The following is a 20731-nucleotide window of genomic DNA, read 5'->3' as shown; positions in this document are numbered from 1 at the left end:
AGTTCCCCTTCTCCTTCATTATGAAATGTACAACTACTACTTCACTTCAAATTTTACTCGCGTACCATCTGGATATTTATCTAACTTATTCCCTACCCAAGAGCCTGCTCCGCGGTTATCCGCCGGACTTATATATTCAATATGTGCTCCTTTTCCGCCTTCCTTGCACATCGCCATTGGCCATTCATCACGATCATACCCTTTTTTTGATGGATATGGTGCTAACGACAATTTCCTTCTATCTGCAGCACCACCACGATCGATTGTACAAACTTCTGAATGCCCTTCTTTTATAGCATCCGTAATATGTTTTCCGGTCTCTGGATAACGTTCTTTCGGAAATTCTAACACTTGATCATACGTATTTGTTTTCTTTACACTTGTTTCCTCTGGCACAAGTACTTCATAAACTGCCACTAAAATAGACAGAATTGCGATAATTGAAATGATAATACCTTTTAATTGCTTCATGTATACCTCCATGTTTCTACCAGTTTCTTTTCCTCCGCTATTATAACAAACTTCTCCTGTATATGTTTTCAGACATTATTTTAGTTATTCCTTGCCATTCCGCCAAAAATTTTCATTTTTTCACTAATGCTGTAGAAAACTAATAGCCTTCCGACATTCTTTTTCAAAGGAAGTCCTCATAAAAGATTGAAATGATATATACGATACTTTTTGGGGAGGAAATATGATGGAAGCTACCTATAAAACGAAAGATGTCACGAATAAAACAGGCATCCCAAAACATATAGTTCGCAAATATAGTCAGCTGTTAGAGGAACATGGTTATATGATTTCCAAAACAGCTGATGCTCGTATTTATAAACTTGATGATTTAAAACTATTGAAATCTATACACGAAAGAGCTGCTACATTACAAGAAGATATTTCAGAAACGATACCGATTATTTTAAAAGAAAAAGAGGCCCCGCCTGTACCAGTTATACAAGATAAGCAAGAGATACAAACGAAAGAAAAAGAAGATGGGCGTAACTTTGAGGAGTTCATGTTAAAACTTGAAATGCTAGCTCAATTAAATGAAGCAATTATTCATCAAAATTCTACTCTAATTACACAAAATCGTTTAAAGGATGAGAAACTAGACGAATTGATGCAACAAGTTTATGTAAAAGAAGGCTCTCAAGAAAAAATGCTTCAAGAGTTAGTCGATCACGCCGCTCAAACAGATGCACTGCAAAAAGAAAAGATGGACTTATTAATGAATCATATGTATAAACGAGAATCCAAACAGGAAGAAAAAATGAATAAACTTGTTAGTCAAATTTATAACAAGGACAGTAACCGTGATGCACAGCTTATGCAAGTTATTCGAGAAATTCAAGAAACAAAAAGAATGGTTGCTGCCTCAAAAGAGCAAAGCTTCTTTCAATCATTTAAAAGTTTATTTAGCCGAGCAAAACAAGAAAAAACAAATGAATAAACAATATAAAATAAAAAGTTACCTTCCATCGGTAACTTTTATTCCTTATTTTGTACAGCTGGTAATATAATAATTGCTTCAGTGCCTTTTCCACTTTCACTCTTATATTCCAATGTACCATTATGCGCTTGTAAAATACTAAATGTTACCATAAGCCCTAATCCTGTCCCTTTTTCTTTTAAAGAATAATATGGTTGCCCAAGCCTTGCTAACTGTTCTTTCGTCATACCAACACCACTATCTTTAACTCTTATTATGATTGTTTCGTCTTTTTGAATAGCTGTTACTTTTAAATATCCTTTATTTCCTTGAATTGCTTCAATACCATTTTTAACAACATTCATAATAGCTTGCTTCAATTTTGTCTTATCACCAATCGTATAAAGACTTTCTGAAATTTCAACTTGTAAATACACACCTTGCATCGCTGCAAATGACGACATGAGAGTGGTCATTTCTATTAATTGGGCTGATAAACAAATGTGTTCTTTTTTCTCAATTTGCGGCCTTGCTAAATTTAAGTAATCTGAAATAATTTGTTCCGCCCGATCCAATTCAGCTAATACGAGACTCATATAATCCTTATTCTTCACATCTTCCGTACTTTCTAGTAATTGGATAAACCCACGAACAACAGTTAGTGGATTTCGAACTTCATGTGCCACACTTGCTGCTAACTCACTTACAATATTAAGCTTTTCTGATTTTTGCATCTCTGTACGTAGCAATGCATTTTCATTTAAATATTCAGTTAAATACACCTGAAATACCATTGTCATGACCATGATAAGCGAGGCAAATATAAATCCGCTATATATTTGCGAAATATACGGTGTAAATCCTGTTTCCAAAAGAACATTAATCATGCCTAATACTAAAGAAACAAGCACATAAAATGATGAAATCATAAATGCTAAAATTAATTTCTTATCCCTTGAAAAAAGAGACCATTTCTTTGATAAAAATAGCGGAACTATTAATAGAAATATTACTTCTACAACCGGAAGAAAGCTCATTCCCTTTAGTAACCATTCATATGCAACAAAAATAACCGCTGGGATTAAACCAACAATCCCACCATATAAAAACCCACTGACTATTGGAATTGGGTGAAAGTTATACCCGCACACATTGCCAAAACAAATAGAATATGTCATGGAGAGAACGAGCGTAACGCTAGATAAAAACATAATAAAGTAACGATTTGGCTTCGGAGGCATTTCTTGATAGCGATTTAAACGAATCGCTTCATATAAAAATAGTGGCAAAATTATGATGGCAATTTGAATCAACAAATCACGGATAAGCTCCATAACCTCTCATCCCCTATATGTATTTTGATATGATTATATCATTTTATAGGTGTATTTGTTTTAAAATTTTGATTTTTCTTAACATATTTGTTAATTCTTTGTTAACAACTCATAATAATTGTTACAGATTTTCGAAATGATTGTAAACCCTGTACCAAATTTCCCTCGTGCAGTATACAATGAATACGGATTACAAAGAAAATATAAAAATACTTTTTTAGACGGACAACTATAGCAAAATACAGCATATAATCCATACTATCTATGTTTACAAATAAGTGATCATTACTTTAGTAGGAGGAAGATAAATATGGCGGGTACTACGCTTGTTTTAAAAGAAGAAAATTTGGTTGTTCTAGAAAATGTTGAAAAATCAGTATATGAAGAGTTACAGCATAAAGCAGGAGATGAAGATTGTACATGTGCTGTGAACGAATCAGTTGTTCACCTTGGCAAGGTATCCTCTGTACTCTGGAATGAAGATGAAATAGATTGGGAATACGGATATTAAAAAGTCGCTTATAGCGACTTTTTTTCTCTTTTCTCTCTCTTTCTAAATTACATATACAAAGCGCAATCATAGAAAATATGATAAAATGAACTTAATTTTCAAACGGAAGAAAGGGAGATACAATGGAACAATTCATTAACCCTAGAGTGAAGGATATCCAAATTTCTGGAATCCGTCAATTCTCTAACATGATTCAAAACTATGATAATTTGATTTCTTTAACAATCGGACAACCCGATTTCCCTACACCTTCTCTCGTAAAAGAAGCGGCAAAACGGGCTATTACAGAAAACTATACAAGCTATACACATAACGCTGGTTTACTAGAATTACGTAAGGCAGCTTGTAACTTCGTAAAAGATAACTACGATTTACATTACTCACCTGAAAACGAAACCATCGTTACAATTGGTGCTAGCGAAGCAATTGATGTTGCATTCCGAACGATTTTAGAGCCAGGAACAGAAGTAATTTTACCTGCTCCTATTTATCCAGGTTACGAACCTATTATTCGATTATGCGGTGCAACGCCCATTTTTGTAGATGTTCGTGAAACTGGATTCCGTTTAACAGCTGACGCGCTAAAAAATGCTATTACAGAAAAAACAAGATGTATCGTACTACCATATCCTTCTAACCCAACTGGTGTAACTTTATCCACAGAAGAATTAAAAGATATTGTAGATGTTTTAAAAGATAAAAATATTTTCGTCCTTTCAGATGAAATTTATAGCGAGCTTGTGTATGAACAAAAGCATACATCTATCGCTCATTTCCCAGAAATGCGTGAAAAGACAATTGTCATTAACGGTTTATCTAAATCACATTCTATGACTGGCTGGCGTGTTGGACTTTTATTTGCACCAAGCTATTTAGCAGGACACATATTAAAAGTTCATCAATACAATGTAACGTGTGCTACTTCAATCGCTCAATACGCTGCAATTGAAGCATTAACAGCGGCTAAAGACGCACCCAAAATGATGCGCCACCAATATAAAAAACGCCGTGATTACGTATATAATAGACTCACTCAAATGGGATTAACAGTTGAAAAGCCAACAGGTGCATTTTACTTATTCCCATATGTTGGTCATTTGACATCTTCATCATTTGATTTTGCACTTGATCTTGTCAAAGAAGCTGGACTAGCTGTAGTTCCTGGAACAGCATTCTCTGAATACGGTGAAGGCTACCTCCGCTTGTCCTATGCATATAGTATTGAAACTTTAAAAGAAGGCTGCGACCGATTAGAAGCCTTTCTAATAAAAAAAGCTAAGAGTTAAACTCTTAGCTTTTTTTATGCATAATGATCACAAGTTTGACGTTTTAGTAATTTATGAGGAATAATGATACACTTTGCAGTGGATTCTGCATTCTCTACTTTATCAACTAAAGCTTTTGCTGCCTCATATCCTAGCTGATAAATATTCACATCAACTGTCGAAAGTGGCGGGCTCGCAATTTCTGATAATAAAGCATTATTAAAGCTTACAATAGAAACATCTTTCGGTACAATGAATCCTTTTTTAGAAAGAGCACTTAACACACCAAGTCCAATTAAGTCATCCGTTGCCATAATTGCCGTCGGCGGTTGCTGCAGTCCCATTAATTCCTCAACAGCTTGTTGACCACTTTCCCTCGAAAAATCAAAATGTAAAATATATTCTTTTGGTAATACAATGTCTGCTAATTTCAAGGCATCACTCATACCAGCTAAACGATCTCTCGTTACAAGTAAATCTGATCCACCACCAATGAACGCGATTTGCTTATGCCCTAATGAAATTAAATATTCTGCCACTTCTCTTGCAGCTGTATAATTGTCATTATCTACATATGTAATTTCATCTTTTCGATCATATGGTTTTCCTATTAAAACAAACGGGAAATTTTGTTCATGTAAATATTGAATAATCCGATCATTCTCCCTTGAATATAAAAGAATAATGCCACCAATTTGGCGTCCCTGTACCATCTTTACGACACCATTAAAAATTTCTTCTTCCGTTTCACCTGTCGACATGTAAAGCGCATAACCTTCTACGTGTGCAAATGAACTAATCCCTCTTATAACTTCTGGGAAAAATGGATTTTGAAAAGCTTTACTTGCAGAACTTGGCATAACAAGACCAAGTGTTTTCGTCGTTTGGTTCGCAAGATTTCTCGCATTTAAATTGGGATGATACCCTAATTCACTCATCACTTTCCTAACACGGCGCTTTGTCTTTTCACTTATACTTGGATTATCAGCAATTACACGAGAAACTGTTGATGGTGCAACATTCGCTTGCTTCGCCACATCTTTAATTGTAACTGTCATAAAAATCCCCCTCCTCTCATTTCTCTGCCATTTTTCATATATTTTATCTCGCACTCATTGCAAGTCATAAACTTTCATTTCTTATATCTTGCAAAACTAATCCTATTCTCCCTCTTCATGTATTGTAAGGGATATAGCTATTTTTTCCTATACTATAATATACTATTTATTTCACTTCTTTTCACATGTGATGTCAAATCTCTTTTCATCTCCCTATAAACTTATTTATAGGGAGATGAAAAGAAAAATGGGACGTAATGTCCCATTTTTCATCCTTTTGTACCTCCAGCTGTTAAACCAGAAATAAAGTATTTTTGTAGTGATAGGAATAAAATTGAAATTGGGATCGCAATTAGCACAGAACCCGCTGCAAACGTTGTAAATTCATTACCGAATTTCTTCGCAACCATTTCATATAATCCAACTGCTAAAGTATAATTTTCTGGTGTTCGCAAAATAATACTCGCTAAAATGAAATCTGTAAATGGACCAATGAAAGTAAATAGCGCTACAACCGCTACGATTGGCTTTGCAAGTGGCATAATGATTTGCCAAAAAATACGAAAATGTCCTGCTCCATCCATACGAGCTGATTCATCCAGTTCTTTCGGAATCGTATCAAAATACCCTTTCATAAGCCATGTATTCATCGGAATGGCCCCGCCTACATAAATTAAAATTAATGCAAGGTGTGTATCAATTAATCCTGTTAATTGAGCTAATACGTATAGAGCAATTAACGCTGCAAAGTTTGGAATCATTTGCAGAATTAAAAATGTTAATAAACCATTTTTTCTTCCAACAAAACGATATCTCGAAAATGCATAAGCGGTAAAACTAATTGCTAACACTGAGAAAATCATCGTTAAAACACTTACTTTTAATGTGTTTTTATACCATAGTAAGTAATTACTATTCTCTAGATCTAATAACTTACGATAATGATCTAACGTTGCATTTTGTGGAATAATACTTGATCCAGATAAACTATCACCCGGATTAAACGATGAGCCAATAATCCATAATAACGGATAGAAAATGATGGCACACATTACGAAAATAACTAAATAACTTAATGAGAGACGTAACATCTTCTGTCTTTTAATATTCATTTACATCATATCCTCTTCTTGGAATGATTTTGTTCTCTTAAATTGCCATAACGCAACTGTAATAACGATTAACGATAATATCATTGTAAGAGCTGCTGCTTTTCCGTACTGCGCTGAAGTCATCGTTAACTTATAAATCCATGAAATTAAAATATCCGTTCCACCTGCGTCTTGTCCAGCTACAGCAGGACCTCCACCGTTGAATAGATAGATGATACTAAAGTTATTAAAGTTAAACGTATATTGCGTAATTAATATTGGCGCTGTTGCGTATAACACTAGTGGCAATGTAATTTTACGAAACTGTTGCCAAGCTGTCGCTCCATCTACTGTAGCCGCTTCATATAATTCTCCCGGAATCGATTGCAGTATACCTGTTGTCATCGCAAAGATAAACGGGAACCCAAGCCACGTTTGAATCATAATTAAAGCAATCTTCGCCCAAAATGGATCTGTCATCCAAGCAATCTTTTCAATTCCGAATAAAGCTAATACTTGATTGTTAATCGCTCCGAATGTTTCATTAAACATACCAGAGAAAACAAGAATAGATACGAATGCTGGAACCGCCCACGGTAAAATGAAGATTGTTCGAATAATCGCCTTTCCTTTAATACCGGGCTGATTTACGATAATCGCTAAGAAAATACCAAGTGCAACTTGTAATGTTGTTGCAACGAATGTCCAAATAACAGTCCAAGAGAATACACTTACAAATGTCTCTCTCCACATCGGTAAAGTGAAAATATCAATAAAGTTTTTAAAGCCCACCCAATCTACTAATTTAGCTGGAGGAGAATGATATAAATCATAGTTTGTAAATCCAATTAAAATTACGAAGATGATTGGAAATACGACCACAAAGATAAGTAGTAGAAAACCTGGTGAAACCATTAAATAAGGAAAACCTTGATCTAACAAATTACGGTATTGCTCTTTTACAGAATTTAACGGTGTTCCAATATCACGTTTCTTTCCATTTTGGTATGCATCATATAAGTTAAATGCATATATGCCGAGCCCAAAAGCGATAACGATAAGAGCCAAGATTCCTTCTACTAATAGAAAGACAGAATGGTCACGTGGAACTTCTGTACCAAGCGTTACAATACCCCATAATCCCATATTTAATAAATCAGCAAAGGCTACAATAAATGAACCTGTTAATACTAGAAAAATAAGACCTTTTACAAATTGTTTATTATACATTTGGCCCACGCCTGGAATGATTGATAACATGGTTGCCATTTTCCTATGCTTTGAATGGTTTAACCCATTTGCTGGTTCCATAGATGTTTGCATGTTCCTTCCCCCTCTTTTCTTCCTACATGGAAGGGAGAGAATTCGTGCCTCTCATATTAGAGGCACGAATTTCACCTTATTTTTTCTTGTTATGATTTGCCTCAATATTACCTTTAATTTGTTTCACTGCACTATCAAGCGCCGCTTTTGGTGCCTCTTTATCTGTAACAACTAATTGAAGCGCATCTCCAGCTGGTTTCCAAACTTCTTGCATTTCTGGAATGTTTGGCATTGGAATTCCATTTTCAGATTGCGTTGCAACTGCTTTTGCAGCTTCGTTATCTTTAATAATTGGATCTTCCATTACTGATTTTACTGGAGGAATTTCTTTTGTTTTCTCAAATCGAATTTTTGCGTTTTCTTCATTTGTTACCCACTCAGTGAATTTTGTAGCTAAATCATTTTGTTTAGAGAAACTTGTTACATGCCATCCTTTAACCCCAACAAACGTTTTCATTGGTTGACCATTTGGTAATTTCGGCATTGGAGCAACGCCATAATCAATCCCGTTCTTTTCCATTGCTTGGAACGCCCATGGGCCATTCATGATAGAAGCTGCTTTTCCTTCATTGAATAGTCCATCAGCAGCAGGCCCACCTGATTCACCGATAATACCTTTTGGGAATAATTTTTCCTTGTACCATTTTTGAAGATATTCAGCACCTTGTACTGCTCCGCTATTATTTAATCCAACATCACTTGCATTTGGCTTTCCATCTTTTTCACCAAATACATAACCGCCCATACCTGCCATGAATGCATTAGCAAAGTAGAAGTTATCTCCTAATGCTAAAAATCCGTACTTGCCATCTTTCGTAAATTCTTTTGAGAAGTTAAACAGCTCGTCCATCGTTTCTGGCGCTTTTGGCATTAGTTTTTTATTGTAAATAAAGACTGGTGTCTCAATTGCTTTTGGTAAACCATATAATTTTCCGTTATATGTCTGTGCTTCTATTGATGAATTAGTAAATTTACTCTTTACAGCATCATCTGCTTTCACTTCAGAAAGTAAACCTTCTGTTACTGCATTTCCGATTTGATCGTGTGGCAATGTTACAACATCTGGTCCAGTCCCCGCTGGCCCATCAAGGCGTAACTTCTTCACTTGATCTGTCATTTGCATTTCAACAACTTTTACTTTTACTTTATATTTTTCCTCAAAGCTTTTCACTGCTGGTTCTAACCCAACACCTTTTTTATCATCTTCCCAAACAAGAAGATCATAGTCTTTTTTCGCTTTACTTTCCTCTTTTTTCCCTGAATCTTTCGGTCCACATGCAGATAACATACCAATAGATAATGCTGAAACCGTTAATAATGATAATGCTTTCTTCATCCCAAAAACCTCCCTAAATTGTCTATGTACCTCAGTAACTGAAAACGTTTGCATTTAATAGTTTAATTGAAGCGCAAACAATATCTCAATCTATGAAAACGTTTGCGCTATTTGTCTATCATTATACATTCTTTTATTCATTTTGCAAATATTAATTTAAAAATTATGTCATTATACATTGACTTTATATAAAATGAATACTACTCTTATAAGCAATATTAAAGCTACGAGAAAGGCAATCGTTTGCAATACAGGCTTTATTATTACACTTAAGGGAATACTATGTATAGAGATATTGAAGGGGGATTTTCTATATGTTTAAAGAAGCCATTTATCATAGGCCGAAAGATAATTATGCATACGCTTATGATGAACAAACAATTCACATCCGAGTACGTACTAAGAGAGATGATATTCAAAGCACCGATCTTATTTACGGTGATCCTTACGAATGGAAAGACGGGAAATGGATATCAGCAAGTACACCCATGAAAAAAACGGGTTCTACTGCATTATTTGATTATTGGTCCATTGCAATCGAACCAAAATTTAAGCGCTTACGTTATGGGTTTGAATTAAAATCTGAAACAGACACTCTTATTTATGCAGAGCGAGGATTCTTTTCTAGCATTCCAAATGATGATGTTGGTAACTTTTTCTGTTTTCCATTTATTCATGCAGATGATGTATTCAAAGCACCACCTTGGATTAAAGACACCATTTGGTATCAGATTTTCCCTGAGCGATTCGCTAATGGCGATAGTACGCTGAATCCAGAAAACACCCTTCCTTGGGGAAGTGCGAATCCAACTCCAACTAATTTTTTCGGCGGAGATTTTTCTGGTGTTATTCAAAACCTTGATTACCTTGTTAAGCTTGGCATTTCCGGAATATATTTCACACCTATTTTCAAAGCTCATTCAAACCATAAATATGACACAATTGACTATATGGAAATTGACCCACAATTTGGGACGAAAGAAACTTTTAAAGAGCTCGTTGAAGAATGTCATAAGCACGGTATAAAAGTAATGCTCGATGCTGTGTTTAATCATAGTGGATACTTTTTCGAGAAATTTCAAGACGTACTAGAGAATGGTGAGAAGTCCGCATATAAAGAGTGGTTCCACATTCATGAATTTCCGATTATAACCGAACCACTTCCAAATTATGATACTTTCGCCTTTACACCGTATATGCCTAAATTAAATACAGCTCATCCAGATGTAAAAGAATACTTACTTGAAGTAGGACGTTATTGGGTACGAGAATTCAATATAGATGGCTGGCGCCTTGATGTCGCCAATGAAGTCGATCACAACTTTTGGAGAGAATTCCGAACTGAAATAAAGACACTAAATCCTGAAGTATATATTTTGGGAGAAATTTGGCACGATGCCCTTCCGTGGCTACAAGGCGATCAATTTGATGCTGTCATGAGCTATCCTGTTACAAATGCTCTACTTTCTTACTTTGCTAACGATTCCATTAAAGCAAGTGAATTCATGAAGCAAATTACAGAATCTCTACATTCCTACTCTATGAATGTAAATGAAGCAGCATTTCATTTATTAGACAGCCATGATACTCCAAGAATTTTAACAACATGCAACGGAGATAAAAATAAGTTGAAATTGCTCTATGTATTCCATCTTTCTTTCATCGGCTCTCCTTGTATTTATTACGGGGATGAAATTGGTATGGATGGCGGCATGGACCCTGATTGCCGTAAATGTATGATTTGGGATACTAAGGAACAAGATCATGCATTATTTACCCATATACAAACATTGATTTTATTACGTAAACAACATAAAGCATTTGGAGGACATGGTACTTTTCAATTCATCGAAGCAAATGATGAACATAATTATATTTCTTATACGAAAACATATGAGGATGAAACTATCTTTTTCGTTTTAAACCCTACTAATAGTGAAGTTACAGTTTCACTCCCTCTTCATGTTACTGGTAAGAAAATAATTAACATTTATACAAACGAAGAATTTTCAGCGGAAGCAAGTGTATTACAAGTTACACTTCCTCCATATGGATTCTCCATATTAAAATGGTAATCCTAAAAAGCCTTATGCCAAGTTTGAAATGGCATAAGGCTTTTTCTTATTTCAATTTGAACACTATCGCTTCATACGGACGTAATGGAATGTTATCTATTGATCCGATTTCTACATCGTAATTGTGTATAAATAACTCTGATTCACTATAACTAATATCCTTAGGCATTTCAAATACACTTTCATCCGCAGTAAAGTTTGCAATGACAAGTAGTTTTTCATCTCCATATGTTCTTACATAAGCAAAAATAGAAGGGTCATTATCTAATATTAAATCATATGATCCATACACAACTATTTCATTATTTTTGCGTAGTTCAATTAATTTCTTATAGTAATAAAAAATTGAACCTTCATCTTGGATTGCTTGTTTCACATTAATCTCTTTATAGTTAGGATTTACAGTAATCCAAGGTTCACCTTTTGTAAATCCAGCGTGATTCTGATCATTCCACTGCATCGGAGTTCTAGCATTATCACGACCCTTTATATAAATAGATTCCATTACTTTTTCTATATCTTCACCATGGTCTATCACTTTTTCTTTATACATATTTAACGTTTCAATATCTCGATATTCATCAATTGATTGGAATCGAACGTTCGTCATTCCAATTTCCTCTCCTTGATAAATATATGGCGTTCCTTTCATCATATGAAGAACTGTCGCTAACATTTTTGCTGATTCAATGCGATACATTCCATCATTACCAAAACGAGATACAACGCGAGGCTGATCATGATTATTCCAATAAAGGCTATTCCATCCGGTATGCTCTAATGCTTTTTGCCACTTTGTTAAATTCTCTTTTAAAGTAAGAAGTGAGCATGGTTTTACATCCCACTTTCCACCTTCTCCTGAATCTAAATCCATATGTTCAAATTGGAATACCATTTGCAACTCTTTTCGTTCTTCTCCAGTATACAATTTCGCTTCTTCTGTCGTTACACCAGGCATTTCACCAACCGTCATAATATCATAATGCGATAATACTTCCTCATTCATTTCATGTAAATATTTATGAATGTTTGGACCGTTCATAAAATGCTTATGACCTGAAACATACCCCTCTTCTTCTGTTTCAACAGCTGGTAATCCCTCTTCTTTAGAAATAAAATTAATAACATCCATACGGAAGCCATCAATTCCTTTTTCTAACCAAAACTTCATCATTTCATAAACATCTTGTCTTACCTTTTCATTATCCCAATTTAAATCTGGCTGTTTTTTAGAAAACAGATGTAAATAATATTCATCTGTCATTTCATCATACTGCCATGCTGATCCACTAAACGCTGCTCCCCAGTTATTCGGCTCTTTTCCTTCTTTTCCAGGGCGCCATATATAGTAATCTCTATATTTATTATCTTTTGATTTACGTGATTCAATAAACCAATTATGTTCATCCGAAGTATGATTAACAACTAAGTCCATCATAAGTTTCATATTACGTTCATGCATTTCATGTAATAGCTCATCCCAATCTTCCATTGTTCCGAACTCGTTCATAATTTTACAATAATCGCTTATATCATAACCATTATCATCATTTGGAGATTCATAGACTGGTGATAACCAAATCACATCAATCCCTAACTCTTTTAAGTAATCTAGCTTTGAAATAATCCCTTGAAGATCTCCTATACCATCACCATTACTATCCATAAAGCTACGAGGATAAATTTGATATACTACACTTTCTTTCCACCATTGTTTTTCCATTATGCTACCCCATTTCATTCATCATTCATTTTTCTCTTTTTTAAGGCGCAAACGTTTTCATTAATGAATGATAACAGATTCTATCTCAATTTAAAATAGCGCTTACAATTTTTATTGTTCTTTTTCTAAGAAAACATATGAAAACCACTAATAAATCTCCAATAAATGAAAACGTTTTATTTTTTTATTTATTTTTTGAATCTATTCGTTTATAATGAACTCAAAGAAAACGTTTGCATAATTATTTCTAGGGGGAAATACCATGGCAGAACTTAAATTAGAAAACATTTATAAAATATATGATAATAACGTAACAGCTGTAACTGATTTTAATTTACACATTCAAGATAAAGAATTTATTGTATTTGTCGGTCCTTCTGGATGCGGAAAATCTACAACATTACGAATGGTAGCTGGACTTGAAGATATTTCAAAAGGCGAGTTTTCAATTGATGGTAAACTAATGAATGATGTTCCTCCAAAAGATCGAGATATCGCTATGGTATTCCAAAACTACGCTCTTTATCCACATATGAGTGTATATGATAATATGGCATTTGGATTAAAACTTCGAAAAATACCAAAAGATGAAATCGATCGTCGTGTGAAAGATGCAGCAAAAATTTTAGGACTTGAACAATATTTAGATAGAAAACCGAAAGCATTATCAGGTGGACAGCGCCAACGTGTTGCTTTAGGTAGAGCAATCGTTCGAGATGCAAAAGTTTTCTTAATGGATGAACCATTATCAAACTTAGATGCTAAACTCCGTGTTGCAATGCGCTCAGAAATTTCTAAGCTACATCATCGTCTTGGAACAACAACAATTTATGTAACACATGATCAAACAGAAGCAATGACTATGGCTTCGCGTCTTGTCGTTATGAAGGATGGAAAAATTCAACAAATTGGAACTCCAAAAGAAGTATATGAAACACCAGAAAACATTTTCGTGGGTGGATTTATCGGCTCACCAGCTATGAACTTCTTCCGTGGTAAATTGACTGAAACCGATTTCGTTATAGACAATACTATAAAAATTAAAGTATCTGAAGGAAAAATGAAGATGCTACGTGAACAAGGCTATGTAAATAAGGAAATTGTTTTAGGTATTCGTCCAGAGGACATTCATGATGAACTACTATTTTTAGAAGCTTCACAATCTACTGCCTTCACAACAAAAATTGAAGTCGCTGAGTTATTAGGTGCTGAATCCATTTTATATATGAAACTTGGGAATCAAGATTTTGCGGCACGTGTAGATGCAAGACATACGTTTTCACCTGGTGACCAAATTAAATTAGCATTTGATATGAATAAAGCGCATTTCTTTGATAACCAAACTGAACAACGTATTCGCTAAAAAATTTATCTTTACTATACACATACAAAAAACCGTCCACATATATTGAGGGCGGTTTTCATTATTATACTAGGGCTTCTACTGTATGAAATGATTGTCCTTTCGTGCTAATAATACCGAAAATCGGTAAATCACTAAGCACCACTTCTTCTTGCTGTTTCATAAAAGATGACGTTAATTGTTTTATCTCTATCCAAACGTCATTAATACAAAGTACATTGGAATCGTTCTCTTGTTGGCGAGAAAAAATAGAATCTATTTTATATAAACCTGCATTTTGAAAAAGCATATCAATGCGACTGAATGCATTCAAAGTAATGCTAATAACGCGTTGCCAATCTCCTTGCTTTCCCATATCATAGGATACAAAAAGTGCCTCTCCGCCTAGATTCATAATTTCCTCCACTGTTGCTTGTCCACTCTCTTGATCAATGTCCGTCACAATAACTTTTGCGCCTTGTTTAGCCAACAAAAGAGCTGTATTACGTCCAATACCGATGCCACCGCCAGTTACGATAGCAACTTTTCCTGCAAGCTTCATTTTCATTACCCCTTCTATAAGTCTTACCGTCATTCAGTATACTCCTTTATAAGATTAATCTGCAAGCAAGAAAAATTGCTATTTCATTTGTAAACGTTTACTTTTTATCCTTCTTTTTTCTTACTATTACGCTGATCGAAAACTAAACCGATGAAAATTAAAATCCCCCAAAAGATTACACTACCTCCAGTCATTTTAATCTCCCCCTTATTATATAAAGATATTATTTTAATCATTATAACATTTTCTAAATTTTCAATCTATTAAAAATAAAAATGATATTATTACATAAATGGTATTTGTATAACAAAAAAAGACCTTCTTATTTTATGTATAAAAAGGTCTTTTTTTCATTATACAAGACTTATTACTTTCGTTTTTGTAATTAAATCCTGAAAACCACAATTATCTTTGCGGAACAACATCATATATATATTACATATTAATGGAATTCCTAATAGCAATACGTTCGGTAATAACACTACAAAAAATCTTATAATTAATGTTTGCAACGTTAGCTTTTCACTCTTCAATGAAATTAATTTTATTCTCGTTACCTTTTTTCCAAGTGTAACACCGTTCCAAATAAAGGGTAACACAATAAAATATATCGCCATTAATATAAAAACTACTGCGAAATCATATCTAAAATCACCTAAGCTTATATTAAAGCGCTTAAACATAGCACTATAGTTTCCGGTCATAACAGCTACTACTGCACCATACATAACCGAGATTAAAAACATGTCAATTAGGGAAGCACCTATGCGATTCATTACAAGCGCTGGACGATGCATCTTTAACTTCATTTTATGTCGACTCCTTCATATCCTTCTTTACCCGTCTCATCGTACCACTTCTAAAAAACATTGTAAACTAGCGTTTCTCTTACTTTTCTTGTACAATTTGTTACAATAGCATTATAAAGGAGGTTCCCATATTGAAAAAATGGATAATCCTATTCGTCGCCTTCCTATTAACTGGTTGTGCAGGAAACACAGGTCACTTAACTTATACGGTTAACGATGAATACGAACTCATACGTACTTCTGGAAATGCATTTGAACTTTTCCCCTCGCCAGATGCTGTATATGCCACACAATACATCCCTGCAAAAATTACAGACATTGCTTGGGATGATAAATACATTATTGCAAAACAAACCGAGGAAAAATCAGATCCGAATAACCCTGACGCAGCAATTGCAAATAAAAAAAGTGAACATTATTGGATTATTGACGTAAAGCACAATAAACGTTTCGGTCCCTACAATGAAAAGCAATTTAATGAACAAAAAGATGCGTTTAAAATTAAGGTGCCTTTTCAAAATGTAGATTCATACATAAAAGAAATAAAAAAACAGTCAGCATAATATTTGAATGCTGACTGTTTTGTCTTACATTATTTTAGTGAGATGTTAAACGTTTGTGGCTCTTTTACAACATCTTGTGTTTCTGAATCCCCTGCAAGTAAATCATCAGTTGTAAACTGAATATCCTTTACCTTGTCTTTTCCATCGTCAAGTATTAAACCAATAATACCATCTCTTGTTTCACCAGGCTTATAGTCTTCTCTTGATACATTTTTTGTACCAACTAACGTATCTTCGTCATATAAAAAGTTTTGAGTGGCTACTTTAAAATGTTGCTTACCATTAATCATAACATCATTCATAGAGAAAAATTGCATATTTTTATTTCCGCTATTCTCCACTTTATATGTAATCTCAACGTAACGAATTGTATTACTAATCTCTGTTCCACTTAGCGATGCATATAATTCTGCATCTTCTTGGCTTACTTTATCCCCTAATCTCCGTTTTACTTCTTCAGGAGTTAGTGCCGTGTATACTTTCAATGTTTTTTTTGCCTTTTCACTCATCTGTGATAAAGAAATTACTTTCACATCTTGTACGTGAATTTTCATTGGCGCTACTTCAAATGTTTGATTCACAGAATGCATCTGCTCTAACTTGAAAGTACCCCATCCTGTTTCTTTCACTTTTTGTCCTACTTTTTTCAGCTCACGCCCACCATATTCTTTTGTTTCAGGAATAGATTCTTTCTTCTTTGGTTCAGCTTTCTTTTCTTCTTGATGGAAGCAACCACTTAACATAAGAAGAAAACTACATAAAACAAAAATACTTTTCCATGCTTTCATCATTTCATTTCTCCTAACGCTATCATTCATGAATATAAAATTAGTCCCTGGCTTTGTAAACTATAGAAACAATGACAAGTCCACAAAATGAACTTGTCAGTCCAGATACTATTATACCTCCAATTTGGAAAATATGAAAATAGGGATCTAGGAACGCGTGCATGATAAATATAATAGTTGCTACAACAATTACTGAAACCCAATACTTTCTTTTTTCCGAAGCTAAAATAAGATCTTTACCCATTTCATTTCTATACTTCCATAAAACGTATACTAATAATAGAACACCAATACATGTACTTCCATGTTGCATATATTTATAAACAGAGATACCGTACCATTCTCTTTGTAATAATGGTATTTTCATAACAAAATAGCCTGTCTTATGAGTGAATGCATCCCAAACAACATGCGTTAACATACCGAATAATGCTGAATAACAAAATACAAAAAGATTCTTCCATGTATGAAGCCCCCACCGCTTGTCTACTACATATGTATAATACCCAGCAAACGGTTTAGGTAAATGCGTTATAAAAGGCTTTTTTAAAATGTAATGATATATGTATGCTAACAAGAAGACAAGTGGTAAATTCAAATATAAGAATCCAAGCCACGTATGCCCAATTACACCATACGGTCTAAAGTGTAAAAAATATTCAAAGTCAGGCGCCATACTACCTAATATAAGAGCCGTTACTGAAATATGTTTAGAATGTTTTTTCGCAAAAGGAAGAACTGCTGCTGGATGTGCAAATGTAAACGGCATACTTTAACTCCTTCTCACATTTTCAATAGAATACCATATATCATAACGAGAGAATGGATCTTCATGCAATATTTATTTTCACATTGGAATATGATAGTTTAAATGATATAATCCACATAAAATATTCAGAAAATAAGGAAGGGATTCAGGTGTCATTAACACTTGTATTTGCCGCCTTTTTAGAATCAAAATCCTTTATGAATTGAGGTTTATATATTGATTGACGTACCTTTTTTACAAAATGTCACATTAAAAAAAGAAAATATCCCTAGTTTTTCCGCATATCCTTACTGCTTACCCGCTATTCGAACATTACAATCACTAGCTTTCCATCCAAATGTAACATTCATTATTGGAGAAAACGGAACAGGTAAATCAACATTACTTGAAGGAATTGCAATTGCGTTAGGCTTTAATGCAGAAGGTGGAACGAAGAATTTCCGCTTTAGCACTAACGATTCACATTCATCTTTACATGAATACCTTCGAATTTCCAAAAGTTTCAATACACCAAACGACGGTTTCTTTCTTCGCGCTGAATCATTTTATAACGTTGCTTCTTATATTGATGAAATAGATGCTATAAAATCTTACGGCGGCGTTTCACTACACGAACAATCTCACGGCGAATCATTCTTTTCCTTATTTATGAACCGTTTTTCAGGACAAGGTTTATACATTTTAGATGAGCCTGAGGCAGCTTTATCACCAATGAGACAACTTTCCATGCTCATTCGAATGCATGAACTAGCGGAACAAGGTTCACAATTTGTTATTGCGACGCATTCTCCTATTTTAATGGCCTACCCTGAATCCACTATATATTCTTTAACACAAGAAGGGATTCACGAATCCACATTAGAAGAAACTGAGCATTACCAAACGACGAAACTTTTCTTTGAAAATCGTGATCGATTATTTCATCATCTATTTGAGTCGTAAAAAAAGAAGCAGCAATAGCTGCTTCTTTTTTATAGTGCTTCTATAAATAAGGCAACCCCGATACCGCCACCGACGCATAAAGAGGCAATTCCTTTTTCTAACCCACGTCTTTTTAATTCGTGAATTAAACTTACTGTAATACGAGCCCCTGTACAACCAATTGGATGCCCAAGTCCTACGCCACTACCGTTTACGTTCACTTTTTCACGGTCTAAGCCTAACTCTTTCTCTACAGCCAAATATTGAGCCGCGAAAGCTTCATTAATTTCAAGTAAATCTGCATCTTCCAATGACCAATCTACTTTTTCTAAACCTTTACGAATTGCTGGTGCTGGTCCAATACCCATAACTTTTGGATCTACTCCAGCTACTGAATATCCAACAATTCTAGCTAACGGTTGTAAGCCTTTTTCTTTCGCTTTTTCTTCGCTCATTAATACTAGAACCGCGCTTCCGTCATTCAGGCCAGATGCATTACCTGCAGTTACTGAACCATCTTTACGGAAAGCTGGTTTTAATCCAGCTAATTTTTCTGCTGTAATATCAGCACGTGGATGTTCATCCTTTGAAAATACTACTTCTTTTCTACGTTCTTTTATTTTAATAGGAACAATTTGATCGTCAAAGTATCCAGACTCGATTGCCTTCAGTGCCAATGTATGACTTCGAAGAGCAACTTCATCTTGTTCCTCTCTTGTAATTTCATATTGTTCAACTAAATTTTCCGCTGTTTCCCCCATCATAATATGATGAATCGGATCTTCTAACACTTCCCACACCGTATCACGAATTTCTCCGTGCTGTAGACGTTGTCCCCAGCGGTGTTGTTTCAATGCATAAGGGCTTGAACTCATTGCTTCTACTCCACCTGCAATAACAACATCACTTACACCTAATTGAATTTGCATTGCAGCTGACATAATTGCTTGCATACCTGAAGAACATTGGCGTTGGATTGTATACCCTGTAACTGTGTCAGGAAATCCTGCCGCTAATGCAGCTGTTCTTGCCGTATTTGCTTCATCAGTTCTTTGAATACAATGACCTAAAATCACTTCATCAACTTCGTGTGGTTCTACCCCGCCTCGTTTTACAGCTTCCTGAAGTACAGGAACAGCTAATTCTACTGGCGTTACATTTTTTAGCGCTCCCCCAAAAGTTCCAATTGGCGAACGAACTGCAGCTGTAATAACAACATTATGCATTTTGCACTTGCCCCTCTCTTATGTACCCTAGTCAGTTTTTAGGTGAAATTCCATAAGATGTATATCTATAACTATCATACTATAAACATACTAAAAAATCAAAATATTTAATATAATAAAAATAGAAGGAATTAACCTTCTATTCTGTCAATGCATATAAAAATTTTTGTAAAATTTTCTCTGTCGTTTCATTCAATTTGGGTAACTTATCTACCGGAAAATATTGAAGCTTCAATCCTTCATGATCAAGCCTTAATTCTCCGCCCACATGATGCCCTTGATACAGATGAATGACATTAAAAATTTCATCTCCATTAGGATAACGGAAATATACTTCCTTTCCTGAAAGGACACCAAGAAATTGCATAATTTTTGCTTGTAACCCCGTCTCTTCGAATAATTCTCGGCGAGCAGTTTCTTCTGTCGTTTCTCCTAATTCCATCGCGCCGCCAGGTACACCCCAATCATATGTATCTGAACGATATTGAAGCAATACTTCTTGATTATCATTTAATATAATGATTGCTGACCCAACGAGAATAAGTGGCCTTGTCCCAACGACTTTGCGTAACTCTTCAATATACCCCAATATGTAAACTCTCCTTTCCT

General features: G+C 34.6%; 21 protein-coding genes. 7 read left to right on the top strand and 14 right to left on the bottom strand.

All coding sequences use genetic code 11. From position 1 onward, the window contains the following. Positions 1-36: 36 nt before the first annotated feature. Complete coding sequence (gene nucA / locus ACTFRY_RS04450; RefSeq protein ID WP_000811494.1) at positions 37-471, bottom strand: DNA-entry nuclease; 435 nt, start codon at positions 469-471, stop codon at positions 37-39. 226 nt (positions 472-697) lie between these two features. On the opposite strand from nucA, the gene ACTFRY_RS04445 reads away from it, so the two are divergent. After that, a complete protein-coding gene (locus tag ACTFRY_RS04445; RefSeq protein WP_000388471.1) occupies positions 698-1447 on the top strand; it encodes a DUF3967 domain-containing protein in 750 nt (249 codons plus the stop codon). A 38-nt stretch (positions 1448-1485) separates the two neighbouring features. Here ACTFRY_RS04445 and kinB read toward each other — a convergent pair whose 3' ends face one another. Further along, positions 1486-2760, bottom strand: coding sequence for a sporulation sensor histidine kinase KinB (gene kinB, locus ACTFRY_RS04440; RefSeq protein ID WP_016118571.1), 1275 nt, complete (start codon positions 2758-2760; stop codon positions 1486-1488). A gap of 310 nt (positions 2761-3070) precedes the next feature. Between kinB and ACTFRY_RS04435 the strand changes: the two genes are divergently transcribed. Together ACTFRY_RS04435 and ACTFRY_RS04430 are read left to right on the top strand one after the other, a co-directional pair. Then, complete coding sequence (locus tag ACTFRY_RS04435; RefSeq protein WP_000929276.1) at positions 3071-3271, top strand: hypothetical protein; 201 nt, start codon at positions 3071-3073, stop codon at positions 3269-3271. Between the two features lie 122 nt (positions 3272-3393). Further along, complete coding sequence (locus ACTFRY_RS04430) at positions 3394-4557, top strand: aminotransferase A (protein WP_000434574.1); 1164 nt, start codon at positions 3394-3396, stop codon at positions 4555-4557. 14 nt (positions 4558-4571) lie between these two features. On the opposite strand, the gene malR is transcribed toward ACTFRY_RS04430, so the two are convergent. From malR to ACTFRY_RS04410, 4 genes are all read right to left on the bottom strand, one after another. Further along, a complete protein-coding gene (gene malR / locus ACTFRY_RS04425; RefSeq protein WP_000219051.1) occupies positions 4572-5594 on the bottom strand; it encodes a maltose operon transcriptional repressor MalR in 1023 nt (340 codons plus the stop codon). 269 nt (positions 5595-5863) lie between these two features. After that, a complete protein-coding gene (gene malD, locus ACTFRY_RS04420; protein ID WP_001022608.1) occupies positions 5864-6706 on the bottom strand; it encodes a maltosaccharide ABC transporter permease MalD in 843 nt (280 codons plus the stop codon). After that, complete coding sequence (gene malC, locus ACTFRY_RS04415; protein WP_001194993.1) at positions 6707-8008, bottom strand: maltosaccharide ABC transporter permease MalC; 1302 nt, start codon at positions 8006-8008, stop codon at positions 6707-6709. It lies immediately after the preceding gene. Between the two features lie 76 nt (positions 8009-8084). After that, on the bottom strand, positions 8085-9344 hold the full coding sequence (locus ACTFRY_RS04410) for an extracellular solute-binding protein (protein WP_000709923.1): 1260 nt from the start codon (positions 9342-9344) through the stop codon (positions 8085-8087). 314 nt (positions 9345-9658) lie between these two features. Here ACTFRY_RS04410 and ACTFRY_RS04405 point away from each other — a divergent pair, with 314 nt between their 5' ends. Continuing rightward, the gene (locus ACTFRY_RS04405; protein WP_000471788.1) at positions 9659-11419 is read left to right on the top strand and encodes an alpha-glycosidase; all 1761 of its coding nucleotides are present in this window, start codon (positions 9659-9661) and stop codon (positions 11417-11419) included. A gap of 46 nt (positions 11420-11465) precedes the next feature. On the opposite strand, the gene malL is transcribed toward ACTFRY_RS04405, so the two are convergent. Beyond that, positions 11466-13142, bottom strand: coding sequence for an oligo-1,6-glucosidase (gene malL / locus ACTFRY_RS04400; RefSeq protein WP_000415178.1), 1677 nt, complete (start codon positions 13140-13142; stop codon positions 11466-11468). Positions 13143-13404: 262 nt separating this feature from the next. Here malL and ACTFRY_RS04395 point away from each other — a divergent pair, with 262 nt between their 5' ends. Then, positions 13405-14505, top strand: a complete 1101-nt coding sequence (locus ACTFRY_RS04395; RefSeq protein ID WP_000818931.1) for an ABC transporter ATP-binding protein — start codon at positions 13405-13407, stop codon at positions 14503-14505. Between the two features lie 64 nt (positions 14506-14569). Here ACTFRY_RS04395 and ACTFRY_RS04390 read toward each other — a convergent pair whose 3' ends face one another. From ACTFRY_RS04390 to ACTFRY_RS04380, 3 genes are all read right to left on the bottom strand, one after another. Then, positions 14570-15079, bottom strand: coding sequence for an SDR family NAD(P)-dependent oxidoreductase (locus ACTFRY_RS04390; protein WP_000218410.1), 510 nt, complete (start codon positions 15077-15079; stop codon positions 14570-14572). 71 nt (positions 15080-15150) lie between these two features. Next, positions 15151-15240: a hypothetical protein gene (locus ACTFRY_RS04385; protein WP_000145653.1), complete on the bottom strand. Its 90-nt coding sequence runs from the start codon at positions 15238-15240 to the stop codon at positions 15151-15153. Positions 15241-15399: 159 nt separating this feature from the next. Next, positions 15400-15855, bottom strand: a complete 456-nt coding sequence (locus ACTFRY_RS04380; protein WP_000769095.1) for an RDD family protein — start codon at positions 15853-15855, stop codon at positions 15400-15402. Between the two features lie 131 nt (positions 15856-15986). Here ACTFRY_RS04380 and ACTFRY_RS04375 point away from each other — a divergent pair, with 131 nt between their 5' ends. Next, positions 15987-16418 (top strand): DUF3997 domain-containing protein, encoded by a 432-nt coding sequence (locus ACTFRY_RS04375; protein ID WP_044795969.1) that lies wholly within the window; start codon positions 15987-15989, stop codon positions 16416-16418. A 29-nt stretch (positions 16419-16447) separates the two neighbouring features. On the opposite strand, the gene ACTFRY_RS04370 is transcribed toward ACTFRY_RS04375, so the two are convergent. Then, the gene (locus tag ACTFRY_RS04370) at positions 16448-17209 is read right to left on the bottom strand and encodes a hypothetical protein (RefSeq protein ID WP_000973894.1); all 762 of its coding nucleotides are present in this window, start codon (positions 17207-17209) and stop codon (positions 16448-16450) included. 37 nt (positions 17210-17246) lie between these two features. Then, positions 17247-17975, bottom strand: coding sequence for a DUF4184 family protein (locus tag ACTFRY_RS04365; protein ID WP_044795968.1), 729 nt, complete (start codon positions 17973-17975; stop codon positions 17247-17249). 216 nt (positions 17976-18191) lie between these two features. On the opposite strand from ACTFRY_RS04365, the gene ACTFRY_RS04360 reads away from it, so the two are divergent. Continuing rightward, a complete protein-coding gene (locus tag ACTFRY_RS04360; protein ID WP_000568001.1) occupies positions 18192-18917 on the top strand; it encodes an AAA family ATPase in 726 nt (241 codons plus the stop codon). Positions 18918-18946: 29 nt separating this feature from the next. On the opposite strand, the gene ACTFRY_RS04355 is transcribed toward ACTFRY_RS04360, so the two are convergent. After that, positions 18947-20122, bottom strand: a complete 1176-nt coding sequence (locus ACTFRY_RS04355; protein ID WP_000552070.1) for an acetyl-CoA C-acetyltransferase — start codon at positions 20120-20122, stop codon at positions 18947-18949. 139 nt (positions 20123-20261) lie between these two features. Further along, complete coding sequence (locus ACTFRY_RS04350) at positions 20262-20711, bottom strand: NUDIX hydrolase (RefSeq protein ID WP_000540528.1); 450 nt, start codon at positions 20709-20711, stop codon at positions 20262-20264. Between the last annotated feature and the right edge of the window lie 20 nt (positions 20712-20731).

Source organism: Bacillus cereus group sp. MYBK195-1 (assembly GCF_051916605.1).
GTDB classification, from domain to species: Bacteria; Bacillota; Bacilli; order Bacillales; family Bacillaceae_G; genus Bacillus_A; species Bacillus_A cereus.
The sequence above is the reverse complement of the archived record's forward strand: the minus strand, read 5'-3'. Positions and strand labels throughout refer to the sequence as shown.